General features: G+C 66.9%; 15 protein-coding genes. 9 read left to right on the plus strand and 6 right to left on the minus strand.

Features of this window, described 5'->3' with window-relative positions:
• Positions 1-218 precede the first annotated feature (218 nt).
• The 7 genes from AC5P99_RS15155 to AC5P99_RS15185 all read left to right on the plus strand — a co-directional run bounded on the left by AC5P99_RS15155 (position 219) and on the right by AC5P99_RS15185 (position 9209).
• Positions 219-1658: a polysaccharide lyase 6 family protein gene (locus AC5P99_RS15155; protein WP_099605209.1), complete on the plus strand. Its 1440-nt coding sequence runs from the start codon at positions 219-221 to the stop codon at positions 1656-1658.
• Positions 1655-3883 (plus strand): oligoalginate lyase, encoded by a 2229-nt coding sequence (locus tag AC5P99_RS15160; RefSeq protein WP_495213296.1) that lies wholly within the window; start codon positions 1655-1657, stop codon positions 3881-3883. Before AC5P99_RS15155 ends, AC5P99_RS15160 begins: the two co-directional genes overlap by 4 nt.
• A complete protein-coding gene (locus AC5P99_RS15165) occupies positions 3880-5184 on the plus strand; it encodes an MFS transporter (RefSeq protein WP_049450748.1) in 1305 nt (434 codons plus the stop codon). Before AC5P99_RS15160 ends, AC5P99_RS15165 begins: the two co-directional genes overlap by 4 nt.
• A gap of 42 nt (positions 5185-5226) precedes the next feature.
• The gene (locus AC5P99_RS15170) at positions 5227-5979 is read left to right on the plus strand and encodes an SDR family NAD(P)-dependent oxidoreductase (protein WP_005409758.1); all 753 of its coding nucleotides are present in this window, start codon (positions 5227-5229) and stop codon (positions 5977-5979) included.
• 21 nt (positions 5980-6000) lie between these two features.
• Positions 6001-7188 carry a GDSL-type esterase/lipase family protein gene (locus AC5P99_RS15175; protein ID WP_049450749.1) on the plus strand — a complete coding sequence of 396 codons (1188 nt, stop codon included), beginning with the start codon at positions 6001-6003 and terminating at the stop codon, positions 7186-7188.
• A gap of 10 nt (positions 7189-7198) precedes the next feature.
• Positions 7199-8218 carry a sugar kinase gene (locus AC5P99_RS15180; protein WP_049450750.1) on the plus strand — a complete coding sequence of 340 codons (1020 nt, stop codon included), beginning with the start codon at positions 7199-7201 and terminating at the stop codon, positions 8216-8218.
• A gap of 160 nt (positions 8219-8378) precedes the next feature.
• Positions 8379-9209 (plus strand): DUF6708 domain-containing protein, encoded by an 831-nt coding sequence (locus tag AC5P99_RS15185; RefSeq protein ID WP_239667434.1) that lies wholly within the window; start codon positions 8379-8381, stop codon positions 9207-9209.
• 58 nt (positions 9210-9267) lie between these two features.
• Here AC5P99_RS15185 and AC5P99_RS15190 read toward each other — a convergent pair whose 3' ends face one another.
• Together AC5P99_RS15190 and AC5P99_RS15195 are read right to left on the minus strand one after the other, a co-directional pair.
• Complete coding sequence (locus AC5P99_RS15190) at positions 9268-10719, minus strand: S41 family peptidase (protein ID WP_495213297.1); 1452 nt, start codon at positions 10717-10719, stop codon at positions 9268-9270.
• Between the two features lie 86 nt (positions 10720-10805).
• The gene (locus AC5P99_RS15195; RefSeq protein ID WP_495213298.1) at positions 10806-12380 is read right to left on the minus strand and encodes a S15 peptidase family protein; all 1575 of its coding nucleotides are present in this window, start codon (positions 12378-12380) and stop codon (positions 10806-10808) included.
• 800 nt (positions 12381-13180) lie between these two features.
• On the opposite strand from AC5P99_RS15195, the gene AC5P99_RS15200 reads away from it, so the two are divergent.
• Together AC5P99_RS15200 and AC5P99_RS15205 are read left to right on the plus strand one after the other, a co-directional pair.
• The gene (locus AC5P99_RS15200) at positions 13181-13921 is read left to right on the plus strand and encodes a DNA/RNA non-specific endonuclease (protein WP_495213299.1); all 741 of its coding nucleotides are present in this window, start codon (positions 13181-13183) and stop codon (positions 13919-13921) included.
• A 104-nt stretch (positions 13922-14025) separates the two neighbouring features.
• Positions 14026-14721 carry an HAD family hydrolase gene (locus tag AC5P99_RS15205; protein ID WP_099605217.1) on the plus strand — a complete coding sequence of 232 codons (696 nt, stop codon included), beginning with the start codon at positions 14026-14028 and terminating at the stop codon, positions 14719-14721.
• Between the two features lie 7 nt (positions 14722-14728).
• On the opposite strand, the gene AC5P99_RS15210 is transcribed toward AC5P99_RS15205, so the two are convergent.
• The 4 genes from AC5P99_RS15210 to AC5P99_RS15225 are packed head-to-tail and all read right to left on the minus strand — an operon-like array spanning position 14729 to position 16770.
• Entirely contained in the window at positions 14729-14959 is a 231-nt protein-coding gene (locus tag AC5P99_RS15210; RefSeq protein ID WP_033834252.1) for a hypothetical protein, read from the minus strand.
• Complete coding sequence (locus AC5P99_RS15215) at positions 14956-15381, minus strand: VOC family protein (RefSeq protein ID WP_049450762.1); 426 nt, start codon at positions 15379-15381, stop codon at positions 14956-14958. The genes AC5P99_RS15210 and AC5P99_RS15215 overlap by 4 nt, the downstream gene beginning before the upstream one ends.
• Before the next feature lie 10 nt (positions 15382-15391).
• Positions 15392-15847 carry a helix-turn-helix domain-containing protein gene (locus AC5P99_RS15220; RefSeq protein WP_495213300.1) on the minus strand — a complete coding sequence of 152 codons (456 nt, stop codon included), beginning with the start codon at positions 15845-15847 and terminating at the stop codon, positions 15392-15394.
• Positions 15844-16770, minus strand: a complete 927-nt coding sequence (locus tag AC5P99_RS15225; RefSeq protein ID WP_049450765.1) for a LysR substrate-binding domain-containing protein — start codon at positions 16768-16770, stop codon at positions 15844-15846. Before AC5P99_RS15225 ends, AC5P99_RS15220 begins: the two co-directional genes overlap by 4 nt.
• Positions 16771-16833 lie beyond the last annotated feature (63 nt).

Genomic DNA, 16833 nt, shown 5'->3' on the forward strand with positions numbered 1-16833 from the left:
CCTGCATGCCAGGCGTGGGACGCAGCTTCGGCACGGCGACATGAAAATGTCAACCAATTGGTATGCGATTGTTCAAATGCCTTTGATCCATACCACTTGATCGCAATTTAATGTGCTCATGCAGCATGACTTTGCGCGAAAGCTGGCTTACAACAGACCCGAAAGTGGTATGCAGGCCCACCCTGAAACGACGGCCCGGCCGCCCCTGGAAGGATTTCATGCGCATTCACTCGCTGGCGCGTCACCGATCCAATGATTCATGGCTGTTTTGCCTGACCACTGGCCTGGCAATGTGCCTGACCACTTCAGCAGCGAGTGCAGCCAGCTGGCTCGTCCACGATGTCGCGGAGTTCACTACCGCCGCCTCGGCGCTGCAGCCTGGCGATGAGATCGTGCTGGCTGACGGCACCTGGACCGATGCCCGGCTGCTGCTTAAGGGTCAGGGCACGGCAGCCGCACCGATCGTGCTGCGCGCGCAGACCGCCGGCAAGGTCGTCCTCAGCGGGCGCTCGGACCTGCGCCTGGCCGGGAGCTACCTGCAGGTGTCCAACCTGGTGTTCCGCAACGGCTATGCGCCGGGTGATGCGGTGGTGGCGTTCCGCGAGTCGAGCAAGGCCGTCGCCAGCAACAGCCGCGTCACCGGCCTGGTGATCGATGACTACGCCAACCCGGATGCCAGCGACCAGGACTACTGGGTATCGCTGTATGGCAGCAACAACCGGTTGGATCACAGCCAGCTGCGCGGCAAGACCAACGCCGGGCCGACCGTGGTGGTGGTGCGCGATGCCACCCAGGGCCTGGACAACCAGCACCGTATCGACCACAACTGGTTCGGGCCGCGCCCGGCGCTGGGCGTCAACGGGGGCGAAACGATCCGCGTCGGCACCAGCGACAGCTCACTGAGCGATTCCAACAGCACGGTGGAGAACAACTGGTTCGAAGGCTGCGACGGCGAGACCGAGATCATCAGCAACAAGTCCGGCGGCAACACCTACCGCGGCAACGTGTTCTACCGTTCGGCCGGCGCGTTGACCCTGCGCCATGGCAACGGCAACCGGGTGATCGACAACGTCTTCCTCGGCGATGACAAGGCCGGCACCGGCGGCGTACGCATCATCAACGCCGACCAGACCGTCAGCAACAACTACTTCGAGCGGCTGGCCGGGTCCAGCAACCGTTCGGCGTTGGCGGTGATGGATGCGCAGGCCAGTCCTCCGCTGTCCGGCTATGCGCCGGTGGTGAATGCCACGATCAATCGCAACACCTTCGTGGACGTGGCGAAGATCAGTTTCGGCGTCGGCCACGATGAAGCCAAAGGCATCGTGGTCGCCGCCAGCAGCAGCCGCTTCACCGGCAACCTGATCGTCAACCGCAACAGCAGCAACCCGCCAACTGCCGCCAGTTCGCTGACCGGCATCGACTTCAGCGGCAACGTGCAGTCGCCGGCAGCCAGCACCGTGTTCCCGGGTGGCGTAGAAGGCCGTGGCGTCAGCCTGCAGCAGGCTGCCAGCGGATTGTGGGTGGCCACGCCTGCCCTGCCCGCCGTGGGCGCCGATCCTGCCCTAGCGATGACCGCGCGCGAGGCGACCGGCGTCGCCTGGTATCCCAAGGTGGGCGAAGTTGCCCTGTCACGCACCCGCAATGGAGTTGATCGATGAGGTTGCAGCCGCTGTTCGTTTCCCTGGCCCTGGCCGCCCCCTTCGCCCTGCTGCCGACCGCGTCGCTGCTCGCAGCGCCCGCTGCCGCTGCGCGGCAGGCCGACACCGCGCCGGTGCTGGTCACCGCTGCGCACTGGCAGCAGATGGCCAGCGAAGGCCGCCGCTACCCGTGGTTCGCCAAGGAGCAGGCGCGCACCGAGGCAACACTGAAGAAGATGATGAAGGCCGGCATCGACGTGCCGGTGCCCAGGGACAAGGGCGGCGGGCGCACCCATGAACAGCACAAGCGCAACTACCAGGCACTGTTGGCGGCGGGCACGCTGTACCGGTTGACCGGCGACAGGACCTACGTGGATTACGCGCGCGACATGCTGCTGCAGTATGCCGAGCTGTACCCGACGCTCGGCCCGCACCCGGAAGGCAGGGGCCAGATTCCCGGCCGCGTGTTCTGGCAGGTGCTCAACGATTCGGTATGGCTGGTCAACGCCATTCAGGGCTATGACGCGATCCGTGACGCGCTGTCCGCCGAGGACCGCGACACCATCGAATCGAAGGTGTTCCGGCCGATGGCCGAGTTCCTCGTCAGCGAACCGAAGAACTACGACCAGATCCATAACCACGCCACGTGGGCGGTGGCCGCCACCGGCATGACCGGCTACGTGCTGCGCGACCAGGAACTGGTGGAGAAGTCCCTGCGCGGCAGCCAGAAGGACGACAAGTTCGGCTTCCTGCGGCAGATCGACCTGCTGTTCTCGCCCGATGGCTACTACGAGGAAGGCCCCTACTACCAGCGCTATGCACTGGCGCCGTTCCTGCTGTTCGCCAGCGCCATCGAACGCAATGAGCCGCAGCGGAAGATCTTCGCGCGTCGCGATGGCGTGCTGCTGAAGGCGGTGGATGTGCTGGTGCAGTCCAGCTATGGCGGCCTGTTCTTCCCGATCAACGATGCGATTCTGGACAAGGGCATCGACACCGAAGAGCTGGTGGCCGGCATCGGCATCGCCTATGCGCGCACCGGTGATGACCGCCTGTTGTCGGTGGCCCAGCAGCAGAAGCGCCTGCTGTTGTCACCCGAAGGCCTGCAGGTGGCGCAGGCACTGGCCGCCAACAAGGCCAAGCCCTTCGACTACCGCCCGATGCTGCTGCGCGATGGCCCCGACGGCGACCGCGGCGGCCTGGCGATTCTGCGCATGAACGGCGAACGCGGCCAGGCACTGGTGCAGAAGGACACGATGCAGGGCATGGGCCACGGCCACTTCGACAAGCTCAACTGGCTGTTCTACGACAACGGCAACCCGGTGGTGACCGATTACGGCGCCGCCCGCTTCCTCAACGTGGAAGCCAAGCGCGGTGGCATCTACCTGGCCGAGAACCGCAGTTGGGCCAAGCAGACCGTGGCCCACAACACCCTGGTGGTGGACGAGCAGAGCCACTTCAACGGCGACTGGAAGCGTGGCGAGGCGCATGCCCCGCAGGTGCGCTTCTTCCAGGCCGATGCCGATACCCAGATTGCCTCGGCAACGATGCGCGATGCCTATCCCGGCGTGGCGTTCACCCGCACCCAGGCGCTGCTGCGCCACCCCGACCTGGGCCTGCCGGTGGTGCTGGACCTGCTGCAGGTGCACGGCGACAAGGCCGCGCGCTACGACCTGCCGCTGCACTTCAACGGCCACATCGTCACCACCGGCTTCGAGGCCGAGCACTTCCCCAGCCAGCGCCCGGTGCTGGGCAGGGACAACGGCTACCAGCACCTGTGGCTGGATGCACGCAGCAAACCCGGCAGCGAGCCGCGGTCGCTGGCGTGGCTGCTGGACGGGCGCTTCTACACCTACCGCTTCGGCAGCAGTGCGCCGGCGCAGGCGCTGCTGGTGGAAAGCGGCGCGAACGATCCGGAATTCAACCTGCGCCGTGAGCCTGCCCTGCTGCAGCGCGTGGACGGCCACAAGGACGTCACCTTCTTCAGCGTGCTGGAGCCGCATGGCGAGTACAACGGCACCGCCGAGTACGTGCACGGCGCCGACAGCCGCATCAGGGAGATCGTGCGTACCCGCGGCAGCGATGCCGAGGTGATCGAGCTGCGCCTGGCCAGCGGTGCACGCATCGCCCTGGGCGTGGCCGACGACAGCAGCGCCAAGGGCGAGCACAGCGTGACCGTCGACGGCCACGTCTACCGCTGGAACGGCAGCCATGCGCGCCTGGACCGCAGCAAGGGTGACGGCAAATGAACGGCCCTGCGGTGGTGGCCAAGCTGAGCAAGGTGCCGGTGCGTTCAGCCGTGCGCTGGCTGATCGTGGGCCTGATTGCCGTGGCCACGGTCATCAACTACATCGACCGCAACGCACTGGCGGTGATGTGGCCGGAAATCGCCAGGGAAGTGGGCGCGACCAAGGATGACTACGCCCTGCTGGTGACGGTGTTCATGCTGTTCTACGCCGCCGGCCAGTTCCTGTTCGGCCGCCTGTTCGACATGATCGGCACGCGCCTGGGTTTCGCCCTGTCGATCAGCGTGTGGTCGATCTCCATCGCCCTGCACTCGATCACCCATTCGATGCTGTCCTTCAGCCTGGTGCGGGCGATGCTGGGCATCAGCGAAGCAGGCGCGTGGCCGGGCGCGGTGAAGGCCAATGCCGAGTGGTTCCCGGCGCGCGAGCGCGCACTGGCGCAAGGCGTGTTCAACGCCGGCGCGTCGATCGGCGCGATCGTTTCCGCGCCGGCCATCGCCGGCCTGTACCTGTGGCTGGGCTGGCGCGGTACCTTCGTGCTGGTCGGTGCCATAGGTTTCCTGTGGCTGCTGCCGTGGCTGTTTGTCTACCGCGCCGGGCCGGACAAGCATCCGTGGGTGAGCGATGCCGAGCGCCGGCTGATTCAGGAAGACCAGGCCGGGCAACAGGCGGTGGTGGCGCCGAAGGCCAGCGTTCGTGAGCTGCTGGCCCACCGGCAGAGCTGGGGCATGCTCGCCTGCCGCTTCCTGCTGGACCCGATCTGGTGGCTGTTCGTGTCCTGGCTGCCGATCTACCTGGCTGAAACCTTCGGCTTCGACATCAAGCAGATCGGCCTGTTCGCCTGGGTGCCGTTTGTCGGCGCGATGCTGGGCAGCCTCAGCGGCGGCTGGCTCTCCGGGCGCCTGATCCGCGCCGGGCACAGCGTGGACCGCGCCCGCAAGCTGTCCATAACGCTGGGCTGCGTGGTCATGGCTCCTGCCCTGCTGGGTGCCGTGCTGGCCAACCATCCGCTGCTGGCGGTGCTGGCGATCGCTGCGGTGCTGTTCGGCTTCCAGGTGGCCATCGGCAACATCCAGACCCTTCCCGGCGATCTGTTCGACGGCCGCTCGGTGGGCACGCTGGCGGGCCTGGGTGGCCTGGCCGCCGTGGCCGGCACCTTGATCACCACCTGGCTGGTGCCGGTGCTGACCCGCCACTCCTATGCCCCGATCTTCATCCTCGTTGCCGCCCTGGTGCCGCTGTCGCTGGCCGCGCTGTGGTGGTGGACCGGACCTATCCACAAGCTCGACCGCCGCGGCGGTTGAGCCCACGCTTTTCATTCCCCCGCAAATCAAGGAGTTTTCCGCATGTCGTTCCAGGACAAGGTGGCCATTGTCACCGGCGGTGGCCGCGATATCGGCCGCGCCGTTTCGATCAAGCTGGCTGCCGCCGGTGCACGCGTCTGCATCAACTACGCCAATGATGAGGCCAGTGCCCAGGAAACGCTGGCACGGATCCAGGCGGCCGGTGGCCAGGCCATCGTGCATCGCGCCGACGTCACCGATGCCACGGCCGTCGCCGGCCTGGTCGCTGCGGCACAGGCCGCGTTCGGCGAGCGCATCGACCTGCTGGTGAACGTGGCCGGTGGCATGGTGCAGCGCCGGCCGCTGGCCGACATCGACCCGGTGTTCTTCCACACCGTGATGGACCTGAACCTGACCTCGACCTACCTCACCACCCACGCGGTGGTGCCGCACATGCGCGAAGGCGCGGCCATCGTCAACTTCGCCTCGCAGGCAGGCCGTGATGGCGGCGGCCCGGGCGCATCGATCTACGCCACCGCCAAGGCGGCAGTGATGACCTTCACCCGTGCCATGGCCAAGGAGCTGGGACCGAAGGGAATCCGCGTGAACGCGCTGTGCTGCGGCATGATCGCCACCCGCTTCCACGACGAATTCACCAAGCCGGAAGTACGCACAGCCGTTGCCGGCGCCACCCCGTTGCGCCGCCAGGGCGCGCCGGACGAAGCCGCCGACGCTGCGGTGTTCCTGGCCTCGGATGCGGCGGCGTTCATCACCGGCGCGAATCTGGACGTCAACGGCGGCACCTACTTCTCCTGACACCTGACCGGACTCCTGCCCATGCAGCGCTGGACACTTCTGTTTTCATTGACGCTCTGCTCCGCCATGACGGCGCCCGCCGTGTGGGCCGCACCCGTGTGGGTCACTGCCTGGACGGCCGCGCCCGCGCCCGACCGCAAGGACGGAACGTCCGATGCGCCGGTACAGTTCGCCGCACAGACCGTGCGCCAGGACATGCGTATCGGCAGCCGTGGCGATGCGCTGCGGCTGCGCATCAGCAACGAGCTCGGCACGGCGCCCTTGCGGGTCGAGGACCTGCGTGTGGGAGTGAAGAACGGCAAGGCCGCACCGCTGCGGGTAACGGTGGATGGCCGCGCGGTCATCGAGGTGCCGGTCGGAGCCGCGCTGCTGAGCGACCCGGTGCGGATGCCGGTGGCGGCGCTGCAGGAGATCAGCGTGAGTGCCTATTTCCCGCAGCCCACCCGCCCCGCCGTGCGCCGCACCGAGCTGCGGGTCGCAGATGGCAGGCAGACAGCCGTCGCCGACAGCGTGCGGCTGAGCTACCAGCAGAACGTGTTCTCGGCAGTGATGGTGCAGCGTGATGATCGTCCCCAGGTAATCGTGGCGCTGGGCGATTCCATCACGGAAGGCGCCACCGCACGCCGCGGCACCTTCAACCAGTGGCCGGAGCGGTTGGCGCAGCGCCTGCAGCAGGCCTGCCCGAACCGGTTCGTGGTACTCAACCAGGGCATCAGCGGCAACAAGCTGCTTGATCATGGCCGCAGCCACAGTGCGCTGTCACGATTGGATCGCGACGTGATCGCAGTGGCCGACGCCGATCAGGTGATCCTGTTCGAAGGCATCAATGACATCCGCCACGGCGGTGGCGCGCAGCCGCTGCCTGGACGCAATGCGGCGGACATGCTGCTGGGCTATCAACAGGTTGCGGCGCGGCTGCATGCGCACGGCATCCGCGCCTGGCTGGGCACGCTGACCCCATTCGGCGGTTCCGAGCGCTACGAGCCGGTATCGGCCGCCACCCGCACCACGATCAACCAATGGGCACGCAGCGGCAACAGCGGCTTCGATGGCATCATCGATTTCGATACCGCGCTGCGTGACCCGAAGGCAGCCGAATCGTTGCCCAACGACATCACCCGCGACCATCTGCATCCCAACGACGAAGGCTACCGGCGCATGGCCGATGCCATCGATCTGCGCATGCTGGGCTGCACCGCCCCCGAGTGAGAGAGAACCGATGAGCCGTGTCGTTTGTTTCGGTGAGTTGCTGCTGCGCCTGGGCGCGCCCGGTCGTGAACTGCTGCTGCAGACGCCGCAACTGCAGGTTCATGTGGGAGGCGCCGAGGCCAATGTGGCGGTCTCGCTGGCCTGCCTGGGCCACGATGTGCAGATGGTCAGCACGGTACCCGGTAACGCGCTGGGCCGGCATGCCGTGGCCGAGCTGCGGCGGCATGGCGTGGGCGTGGCCGCCGTGCGTGAAGTGGAGGGTGACCGCATGGGCCTGTACTTCCTGGCGACCGGTGCGGTGCAGCGCGCCAGTGAAGTGGTGTATGACCGGGCCGGTTCTGCATTCGCAAACAGCAGCGCCGAGGATCATGCGTGGCCCGCCGTGCTGTCCGGCGCGTACCTGCTGCATGTCTCGGGCGTCAGCCCGGCGCTGGGCGCCAACGTGGCCGAGTCGGTGCTGGGTGCCGTGCGTGCGGCTCGCGCGGCCGGTGTGCAGGTGTCTTTCGACGGCAATTACCGTCCCTCACTGTGGCGACGCTGGGATGGCGACGCAGCGGCGATCCTGCGTGAGCTGTTCGCCGAGGCCGACATTGTCTTTGCCGATCATCGGGACATCGAACTGGTGCTGGGGCTGCACTTCGCGCAGGACGATGCGGTCGCCCGAACCGAGGCCGCTGCGGCCGCTGCCTTTGCCGCGTTCCCGCACCTGCGGTGGCTGTCCTGCACCCAGCGCGAGGTGATCAGCGCCGACCATCACGTGCTCGGCGCTCTGCTGCTGGGACGCGATGGAACCCGCGCGCAGGCTGCTCCCAGGCCGCTGCCCGGCATCGTTGATCGCATCGGCGGTGGCGATGCCTTTGCCGCCGGCATCCTGCACGGATTGCTGTCCGGGCTCGACGCAGAAAGCACCGTCCGCTTCGGACTGGCCGCGGGCGCGTTGAAGCACGCCATTCCCGGCGACTTCAGCCCTGCCCGCGACGCTGAAGTCCGGGCGCTGATGGAGAGCCACCCGTTCGACGTTCGTCGCTGATCTCCCCCCGGGAGAATCCCGCTAGAATCCAACGGGCGCTGGAATCGCGCAGGGATCGCCCATGGATTACACCGGATACACGCACAAGTTTCCCAACAACCGCCCACTGGATGCGTTTGATCGCGAGCACCGCCTGCTGCAGAAGAAGCGGCTGGATGTCGTGCCGCTGGCACAGCTGTGCGTGGTGAAGATGAATTCGAACGGCCTGGTTTCGGTGGATCGCTGGTTCGCCGCGCGTGGCTTTGCAGCCCTGCTGGGCGCGATCGGCATTGCCTTCGGGCTGGGCGGCGTGCTGATGCTGCTCTGGTTGCTGATCGTGAACAGGCTACCCAACGAAAACGGCCTGTGGGAGGCGATATTCATCGGCATGGCGATGCTGGCCGCCTTCACTGCAGCGAGCATCTGGGTGGCTTGCCTCGAGCTGTTCCGCTGGACCTACTATCCGATCGCGCTCGATCGCAAGCACCGGCAGATACACGTGTTCCGGCTGGATGGCACCATCCTCAGCGTGCCCTGGGACCAGGTCTATTTCACGCTTGGCCGCGGAACGGGAACCTTCGGATGGTACAACTGGGATGTCCGCGGACTGATCCTGGACGCGGATGGCGTCACAGTACGGGAGACGTTCGCGTTCTGCATCGCGACCTCTCGCATCGAGAACGCACATGCCCACTGGGAGTTCCTGCGGCGCTACATGGAAGAAGGACCGGCAGCCGTCGTGGACGCGGTGCACTGCTGCATGCCGCTGGACGGCAAGCGCGAGAGCTTCGCGTCCGGCAAGGAGCGCATCTTCGCCGAAGACGCGCAGCTCCCGGGTTTCATGTGGCTCACGATGCTGCCACTCAACTACCTGCACACGATCATGCGCTGGGTGGTGATGCAGACCAGCAGGATTCCGCAGTTTCCACCGGACATCGAGGCGCGCCTGACACCGGACGCCGGTGATCCCTGTGTCCGCGACGCTTCGATGAATCCACCGGACCTGCGCTGACCCAGCGTTGCGTCCGGCAACGGCACGTGGGAATCCCGCGTCATGGGCAGGTGCGTCCTCACAGCGCCAGCAGCCACGCTTCCAGTGCGCGTGTGTCCCGCATGTCGCCGTCATAGCGACGATCCGGCACATGCGGTTCATTCGAACCACGCATCCGCCCCCGGAAAACCTTCATCGGTACGGAAATCCTGGCCAGTCCGCTCGGCAGCCGCTCCGGCCTGACATCCATGTAGAGGCTGTCGGCCGAAGTCTCGACGCCGACCTGCATCGCGCCCAGCCGCTTCCACAGATCCAGTGCATCGAGGCAGGCCGAGCCGCAGGAGGCATCGGCCACGACCACCACCCTGCCCTTGCGCAGCGGTGCGGCCGGGCCCGCGATTGATGCTGTATCTGCCCTGGCCTCGGATGGCTCGCGCCACACTGCCTCACCCCGGCCGCGTGCCCGTGCCATGCCCGTCGTCACCGATTCCAGCATGCGACGCAGCTCTGGCGACGCGTCGGGCGCCTGCACCAGCTTCTGCAGGAAGCCGCGCAACTGGGCGATGTTGGCCTCGGAGGTCCGCCACTCCACCCAGCTGGGATCGGACAGCGCGTCCACGGCGGCACGGCCCCAGATCAATCGCGCCAGTTCGATGCTCCACTGCGAAGCACCGCCACTGTTGCCACGCACATCCAGCACGACCGACCGTGCCTGCTGCAGTGCTTCGGCTTTTGGAGCAAGCTGCTCGAGCAGCGCGGTCAGTTCCTTGAAGTTCTGCTCCGTAGGGTCGGCATTGAAGCTGCTGGTGGTGATCCAGTAGCCACCGCCTGGCACCGTGTGCCAACCATTGGCCGGGCGGAAGCTGCGCCGAGTATCGGCCAGGCGATCCTTGCGCTGTGCCGCCTGCAGTGGCTGCCACTGCAGCGCGTAGGGCTTCTCGCGTCCATCCACCTGAAAAACGCAGCTGCGCAGCGTGGGCACGAACGGATTGCCCTGCTCCAGTAGCACTTCGCCGCCACCCTGGATGCGGCTGGCCTGCAGGTTCCAGCGCCCGCTGAAGTCACCCACCCGGCGCGCAGCCAGTGTCTGCGCATCGATGCCGTCACAGGACAGCAATCGAGCCCCCAGCGGCGGATGGCCCGGACCACCGTCCACGGTCATGACCACCTGCGCATCACCGTCGAAACCGGTCAGGAACCCGGGCCACTGAGTCGGAAGATCGGGAGCGCCGGCAAGCGCGTTGAGGCTGACGTGGCCGTCATTGAAGGAGGCCGCGTAACCCTTCATCGCCCACCAGTAGCCTGCGAAGCTGTCGACGTTGGCCGTGCGCGAGCGGGCAAGCGCCGAGGCGGCCTCCAGCTGCGGAACGAAACCCGGATTCCGCAGATCCGCGGCGCCCGGATGGCTGCCGCGCATGGCGGCGTCGGCAGCGTCCAGCTCCTTCAACAGCGTGTCCGACCAATCGCTCGGCGCGCCTTCCGCGGTGGGCGCCGCAAGCACCGCACCGAGCAGCAGCCCTGCAATGACCATGGATTCATCCCTTTGCCGGAACAACGCCAGTCTCGCAGTTTTCCAGCCTGGCGTACCGCACCCACCGCAACGGGCGCGGCCTTCCATCAATGCAGCGGCACCTTCAGCACCGAAGGCGCGTTGGCAGGCGAACTGAAGGTCACCGTACCTCCCAACTGGCTGATACCCGAGTAGCGCAGATCCACCGTATCAACCACCAGGGTCAGGCGGCTGCCAGCCGGAATGTTCCAGCTGCTGGCTTCCAGCCGCAGGTCGAGCGTTTTCGCCTGGCCCGGCGTAGCACCGCGCAAGGTGTACGGCTTATGGCTGATCAACTGACCATTGCCCAGCACATCCTCGGCGTACAGGTAGGCGTACAGCGTGGTGTTGGCACGGCTGGGCGTGACCGTCAGGCGCACTTCCGGCGCACCGTCCAGGCGTTTGGCGCTCCACTGGATCGGCCCTTGCCAGACACCGGCGGCACTGCGGCCAACAAACGGCACGTAGGCACCCGGCGGCAGGTTGATCATCTGCAGCGCGCCGGAGGCCATCGCCACGCCGGAATTGGCCGCAGTCAGCAAACCGCTGCCGATGCGGTAGTTCCAGCCGGTGCCGCCACCGTGCTCGGCCAGGCCGCCGGTCGGCAGCAGCAAACCAGAGGGTGCGGTCAGGCCGTAGCTGACCGCACCCATGCTGGTCGCCTGCCAGTCCGGGTAGCGGCTCCAGCTGCCGGCCTGTGACTTCAGCTGCACCGCCGGCTGGCGGTCGATGCCGTTGGCCACTGCCTTCAGATAGTGATCGAACCAGTCACCCACCTGGTCATAGACTTCGTTGGGAATGCCCAGTGCACCGAGCGCTTCGTTGAGCGCGTGGTCACCGTGCCGCAGCTGCAGCTGCTTCGGGCCTTTCAGCCGGTTGAAGAAATCAACCAGCTGGCCCGGCGGGAACAGGCTGTCGTTGAAGGCGTTGGCCAGAAACACCGCCGGCTGGTTGGCGTTGATCTCGTCGATGCTGGCCGCGGGACTGCGCTGCGCCGCCACCGGCAACAGCGAATCCACCGCGCCCTGGTAGTTGCCGGCCAGAACATTGCGGTTGATCGTGGCCAGCTCCGCGCCTGGACGTCCGGTCACCAGGCCGGCCGCAACCAGCAGTGCGATGCCCTGCGCGCTCGGGGTGTCGTTGCTGTACAGCGAGGCCTGCAGATCGGCCCAGCCACTGAGCGCGGCCACGGCCTTGATGCGCGGATCGCGTGCCGCCGCCAGCAGGCTGGTGCCCGCACCGTAGGAGATGCCCGAAACGCCGATCCGGTCCGGGTCAGCGCGGGTGTTGTCCAGCGCCCAGTCGATCAGCGCGCTGACATCCTCCACCGTGGAGGGCCCGGCGATGTCGATGCTGCCGCCGGATTCCCAGAAGCCACGCGAGCTGTAGCTGATCACCACATAGCCGCGCTGTGCCAGCGACTGCGCTACCCCCACGTACTCCACGCTGGGCACCGCCCAGCTGCTGGGCATCACCAGCAGCGGATAGCGCCCGCCGCCCGCATCCTGCGGTTCGATGACGAAGGCCCCGAGAGGCGTTCCATCCCAGCCGGGAATGGTGCGATGGGTGGTCTTGACCGTCGTAGCCCAGGCAGTGGGCGCCAGGCCGGTCAGCAGGATCAACAGCAGCAATACCTTGCGCATCGTCGTCTCTCCCCGTCGGTGGTGGTGCAACGGATCGGACCGTACCAGTGCGAATGGTGGGTGGCACCTTGCGACGCAGCATGGCGCTTTCGAAGCCGGCGGCCGGCTGGATCGATGCAGGATCACATTCAGGCGCGGTGAATCACCCACGCCACCACGCCCGCAAGTGGCATCAATGCAAGTGCGGCAACGACGCCCAGGCATCCAGACGCCCCGCGGTGCGGCGCGGACGCCTGCGGATGCGATCGCAGCCAGGTGGCATGACACGCCCTGCAGTAGAAGCGCTGCTTCCCGGCGCGCCAGGCGCCACTGGTACGTTCGTCATGGAGGGCAGCGTTGCCGCAGCGCCCACACTTGAAGCTGCGATGGGGCGGGCGTCTCTGTCGACGCAGCGCAGCCACGATTGCAACCCCGATCAGGGCAGCCGCAGCGCCCCCTGCAAGCAGTTCACTGTGGATCATTCGCCTTGCTCGATCCTGCGGTTTCCGGTCCTGCTGCGCAGGATATCGAGTCGTACACCCCCTGCGCTACGACGCCCTAGCACGCGCGCATGTCACCCACGCGGCGCATGATCTGACACCTCTCCAGTGCTTGCGCGCTGTCACAGCTTCGCCTTTTCGTCGTTGACCGAAAGGCGACAGCTTGTGACGCTTGCGACACCGCAGGGCCTGCATGGCCCCACCGTGCGGTCAGGTCCCACCGCAATCCGTAGCACCCGTCTCCGCAACGCCCTCCCATGACTTCGCCTCGGCCTGGTCGTGGCGGACGGCTGCGCCCTGAACTTCTGCTGGAGAACCTCAATGCGCCTTGCAAGCTTCTTCTTCGCGTTCGTCCTCAGTGCCTTCGCCGGCGCTGCCCAGGCCCAGGTCGTCACCCTCAACAAGGGCGGCTTCGTGCTCACCTACGACTGCAGCATCCACAGCGCCACCCGCTACGAATACACCCTGACCGCAGACGCCGGTTCGGCCGCGCGGCCGTCCAGCTTCTACAAGGACCCCGACCTGCCGGTCGGCTGCCTCGGCCAGACCAGCACCGCTTCCTACGCCAGCATCAGATCCGGCTATGACCGCGGTCATCTGGTGACCTCCAACCACATGGACTACAACGCGACCTACATCCGCCGCGCCAACTACATGACCAACATCGTTCCGCAGGTATCCAGCTTCAACCAGGGCATCTGGGTGAAGGCCGAGAACGTGGCCGAGTGCTACCGCGACATCGCGCCGGTGGATGTCTATGGTGGCGTGGTCTACGGCGACGCCTCCAACGACTACTTCCTCTCCAGTCACGGCATCCCGACGCCGGAGTTCTTCTGGAAGACCATCATCACCCGTGACCCGAACACCGGCACGGCCAAGGCGATCAGCTGGATCATTCCCAACGAAGCCAATCTCGGCAGCCTCGACAGCTACCTGGTGACCATCGCCGATCTGGAAGAGCTGCTGGGTGCCAGCTACGTGGCGATCAACGCACCGGCCTCGCTGAAGAACATGCTGCCGGCCAGCACCTGGCCGCAGCCGGCGGGTTGTGATCTGGGCTGACCGGCCTGCCGGGAATGGGTGGCACCCGCTCCGGGTGCCACGCAAGGTTGGCTGTGGGAAAATGGCGGGCAATTGCACCACCGCATTGCCCCCTGGAGCTGTAGATGTCCCGTTTCCCGTTTGATGCCGTGCTGTTCGACTGCGACGGCGTACTCGTCGATTCAGAGCCGCTGGTCGCCCGCGTTCTCTCGGAAATGCTGACCGCACGCGGCTGGCCGCTGACCCCGGCGCAGGCGGGTGAAGTCTTCCTCGGCCAGTCCGTGGCCCATCTGGCAGGCCTGATCGAGGAGCGCACCGGCAAGCCGTTCACCGAGGAATGGCTGGAGGAGTTCCGCCAGCAGCGCAACCGGGCACTGGAACGTGACCTTGAAGCGATCCAGGGGGCACCCGAGGCCGTGCGTGCGATCGCTGCGGCCACCGGCGGGCGGATTGCCTGCGCTTCCGGTGCGGACCTGTTCAAGGTGAAGCTGCAGCTGGGCAAGGTCGGCATCCTCGATGCCTTCGGCGACCACGTCTTCAGCGGCCAGGACATGCCACGCACCAAGCCGCACCCGGACGTGTATCTGGCTGCTGCCGCAGCACTGGGCGTGGACCCGACGCGCTGTGCAGTCATCGAGGACACCGTCACCGGCGCCACCGCCGGCGTCGCGGCGGGTGCGACCGTGTTTGGTTTCAGCGAGGGCGGCCCGCACCACAGCACGCCGGAAGCCCTGCGTGCTGCGGGTGCGAAGGTGATCTTCCAGCGCATGGACCAGCTGCCTGCATTGCTTGCGGCCTACGCCGCCGACGCAGCCGCCTGAGGCGGCCTCAGCCCGCAGTGCCCAGTGCGGCGCTGCGGCGCTTTCCGGCGTAGTGCAGCGCGAACAGGTACAGGCCGGTGAACAGTTGCAGGAACAGCGGCGGCAGCGGCGAATAGGTGATCCACGCTGCAGGTTCGCCCTGCCCCAGCCCGCGAACGGCGAAGTTGGCGATCACCGCCAGGGTGAACACGATCGAGGTCCAACGATGCACGGGCCGTGCCCAGCCACCGCGGCTCATTGCCGGCGCCTCGCTTCGGAACGGGCTTCGATCATCTTCCAGCCATTGCCTGATGGGTCACGGAATCCGGCGTCGACGGCGCCATAGCGCTCGATCGGCTCCTGGGTGAACTCCACGCCCTGTGCCAGCCATTGCGTGTAGCGCGCCTGGCAGTCATCCACGGCCAGCACCAGCGGCGGCATTGCGCCCTTGGCCACCAGCTGCTGCAGCGAAAGCGCGGTAGCGGCGTCGTGGGTGGGCGGGCCTGGCACGAACAGGCCCAGCTGGAAACCGTCCTGGCCCGGACTGCGTACCGTCAGCCATCGGTAGCTGCCATTGCGTACGTCGGTATGCACTTCGAAGCCGAGCTTGCCGACGTAGAACGCCAGCGCCTCATCCTGGTCGCGCACATACAGGCCGACCGTGTTCACAGTGTTCGTCATGGGACCTCCCTCAGGTAGGGTCCACGTTAGCAACCGCCTCGCGGCGGCGCTTCTCCAAAACTGCGATCTTCAGGTCCGGGCGCTGCGCGGCGCGTGCATGGCATTCCGGCACGCTGGCCGACGCCGCCCGGCCCGCACGCTCACGCACATTGCCCGGGCTGTCACCGGTGATGTCACGGAAGATGCGGCCGAAGGTACCCAGGCTGCTCCACCCGGTCTGCGCGGCGATTTCGGTGACCGGCAACTCGGTGTCACGCAACATCGCCACGGCCCGTTCGATGCGCCGGCTGAGGAGATAGCGGTGCGGTGGCAGCCCGAAGGCCTGCTTGAACGAGCGGGCGAAGTGCGCCGGCGACACCGCACTGACCACGGCCAGGCGCGCGACCGGCCATTCCTCATGGCTGGCGCGGTCCATCCGGTCCTTGGCACGCAGCAGGCGCCGCAGCAGTTCGGGGCTCTGGTTCATGGCACCACCGCCTGGGCCAGGTAGTGGCGTGCCGCGTGCCGCGCCTCAGCGGCCTGCTCGACCAGCCAGTCACGCAATGCAATGACCTTGGCACTGCCATTTCGCGCCGTGGGTGCCACGAACCAGAAGCTGCGACCGTCGCTGGCGACACCCGGATGCGCCTGCACCAGCCGCCCGCTGTCCAGCTCGGCCTGGAACAGGATCGGCGAACCAATGGCGATGCCTTGCCCGGCGATCGCGGCGCCGATATCCAGATGTTCGACAGCAAAGGGCGCGACGACACTCTCCGGTGCCGGCGGTGGAATGTGCCCGTGCGCGGCAAACCACAGGGCCCACCAGTCCGGCCGCCCGAGCAGAGGAATCTCCAGCGCGCTGCTGCCCATCCCACGCGCCTCGTGCAGCAGCGCCGGCGCACACAACGGTGTGAACACGCTGGGAAACAAGGGAGTTGCCTGAAGACCCGGCCATTCGCCCTGGCCATTGCGGATGGCGGCATCGAAGTGACCGGCGGCCAGATCCTGCGGCGCTGCCGACAGGTCCAGTTCCAGCACGAACTGCCGGTGGCGGGCGCGGAACGTGCCCAGCCGCGGCGTCAGCCAACTGGTGCCCAGGGTCGGCAGCACGGACAGGCGCAGTCGCGCCGCATCCCTGTCAGCGGCGCGCATGAAGCTCGCGCGCAGTGCATCGAATGCCCGGGTCGCCTCCTGGGCGACGCTGGCACCCGCCACCGTCAGTTCCACGTGCTGTGCGTGGCGCAGGAACAGGCAGATCCCGGTCTGGGCCTCCAGCCGCCGCACGTGGTAGCTCACCGACGCCGCACTGGTGTCGAGCTCCTCGGCGGCACGCGCGAAGCTGCCCAGCCGCGCCGCCGCCTCGAAGGCACGGATGGCGGCAAGCGATGGCAGCTGACGTTGGGTGACCATAAGTGTGACTTAGCCTGAGCCCCGATATCTGCGTGGTCAATCCCCCTGGTACGCGCAACGATG

Source organism: Stenotrophomonas sp. YJH_SMC_80 (assembly GCF_059372495.1).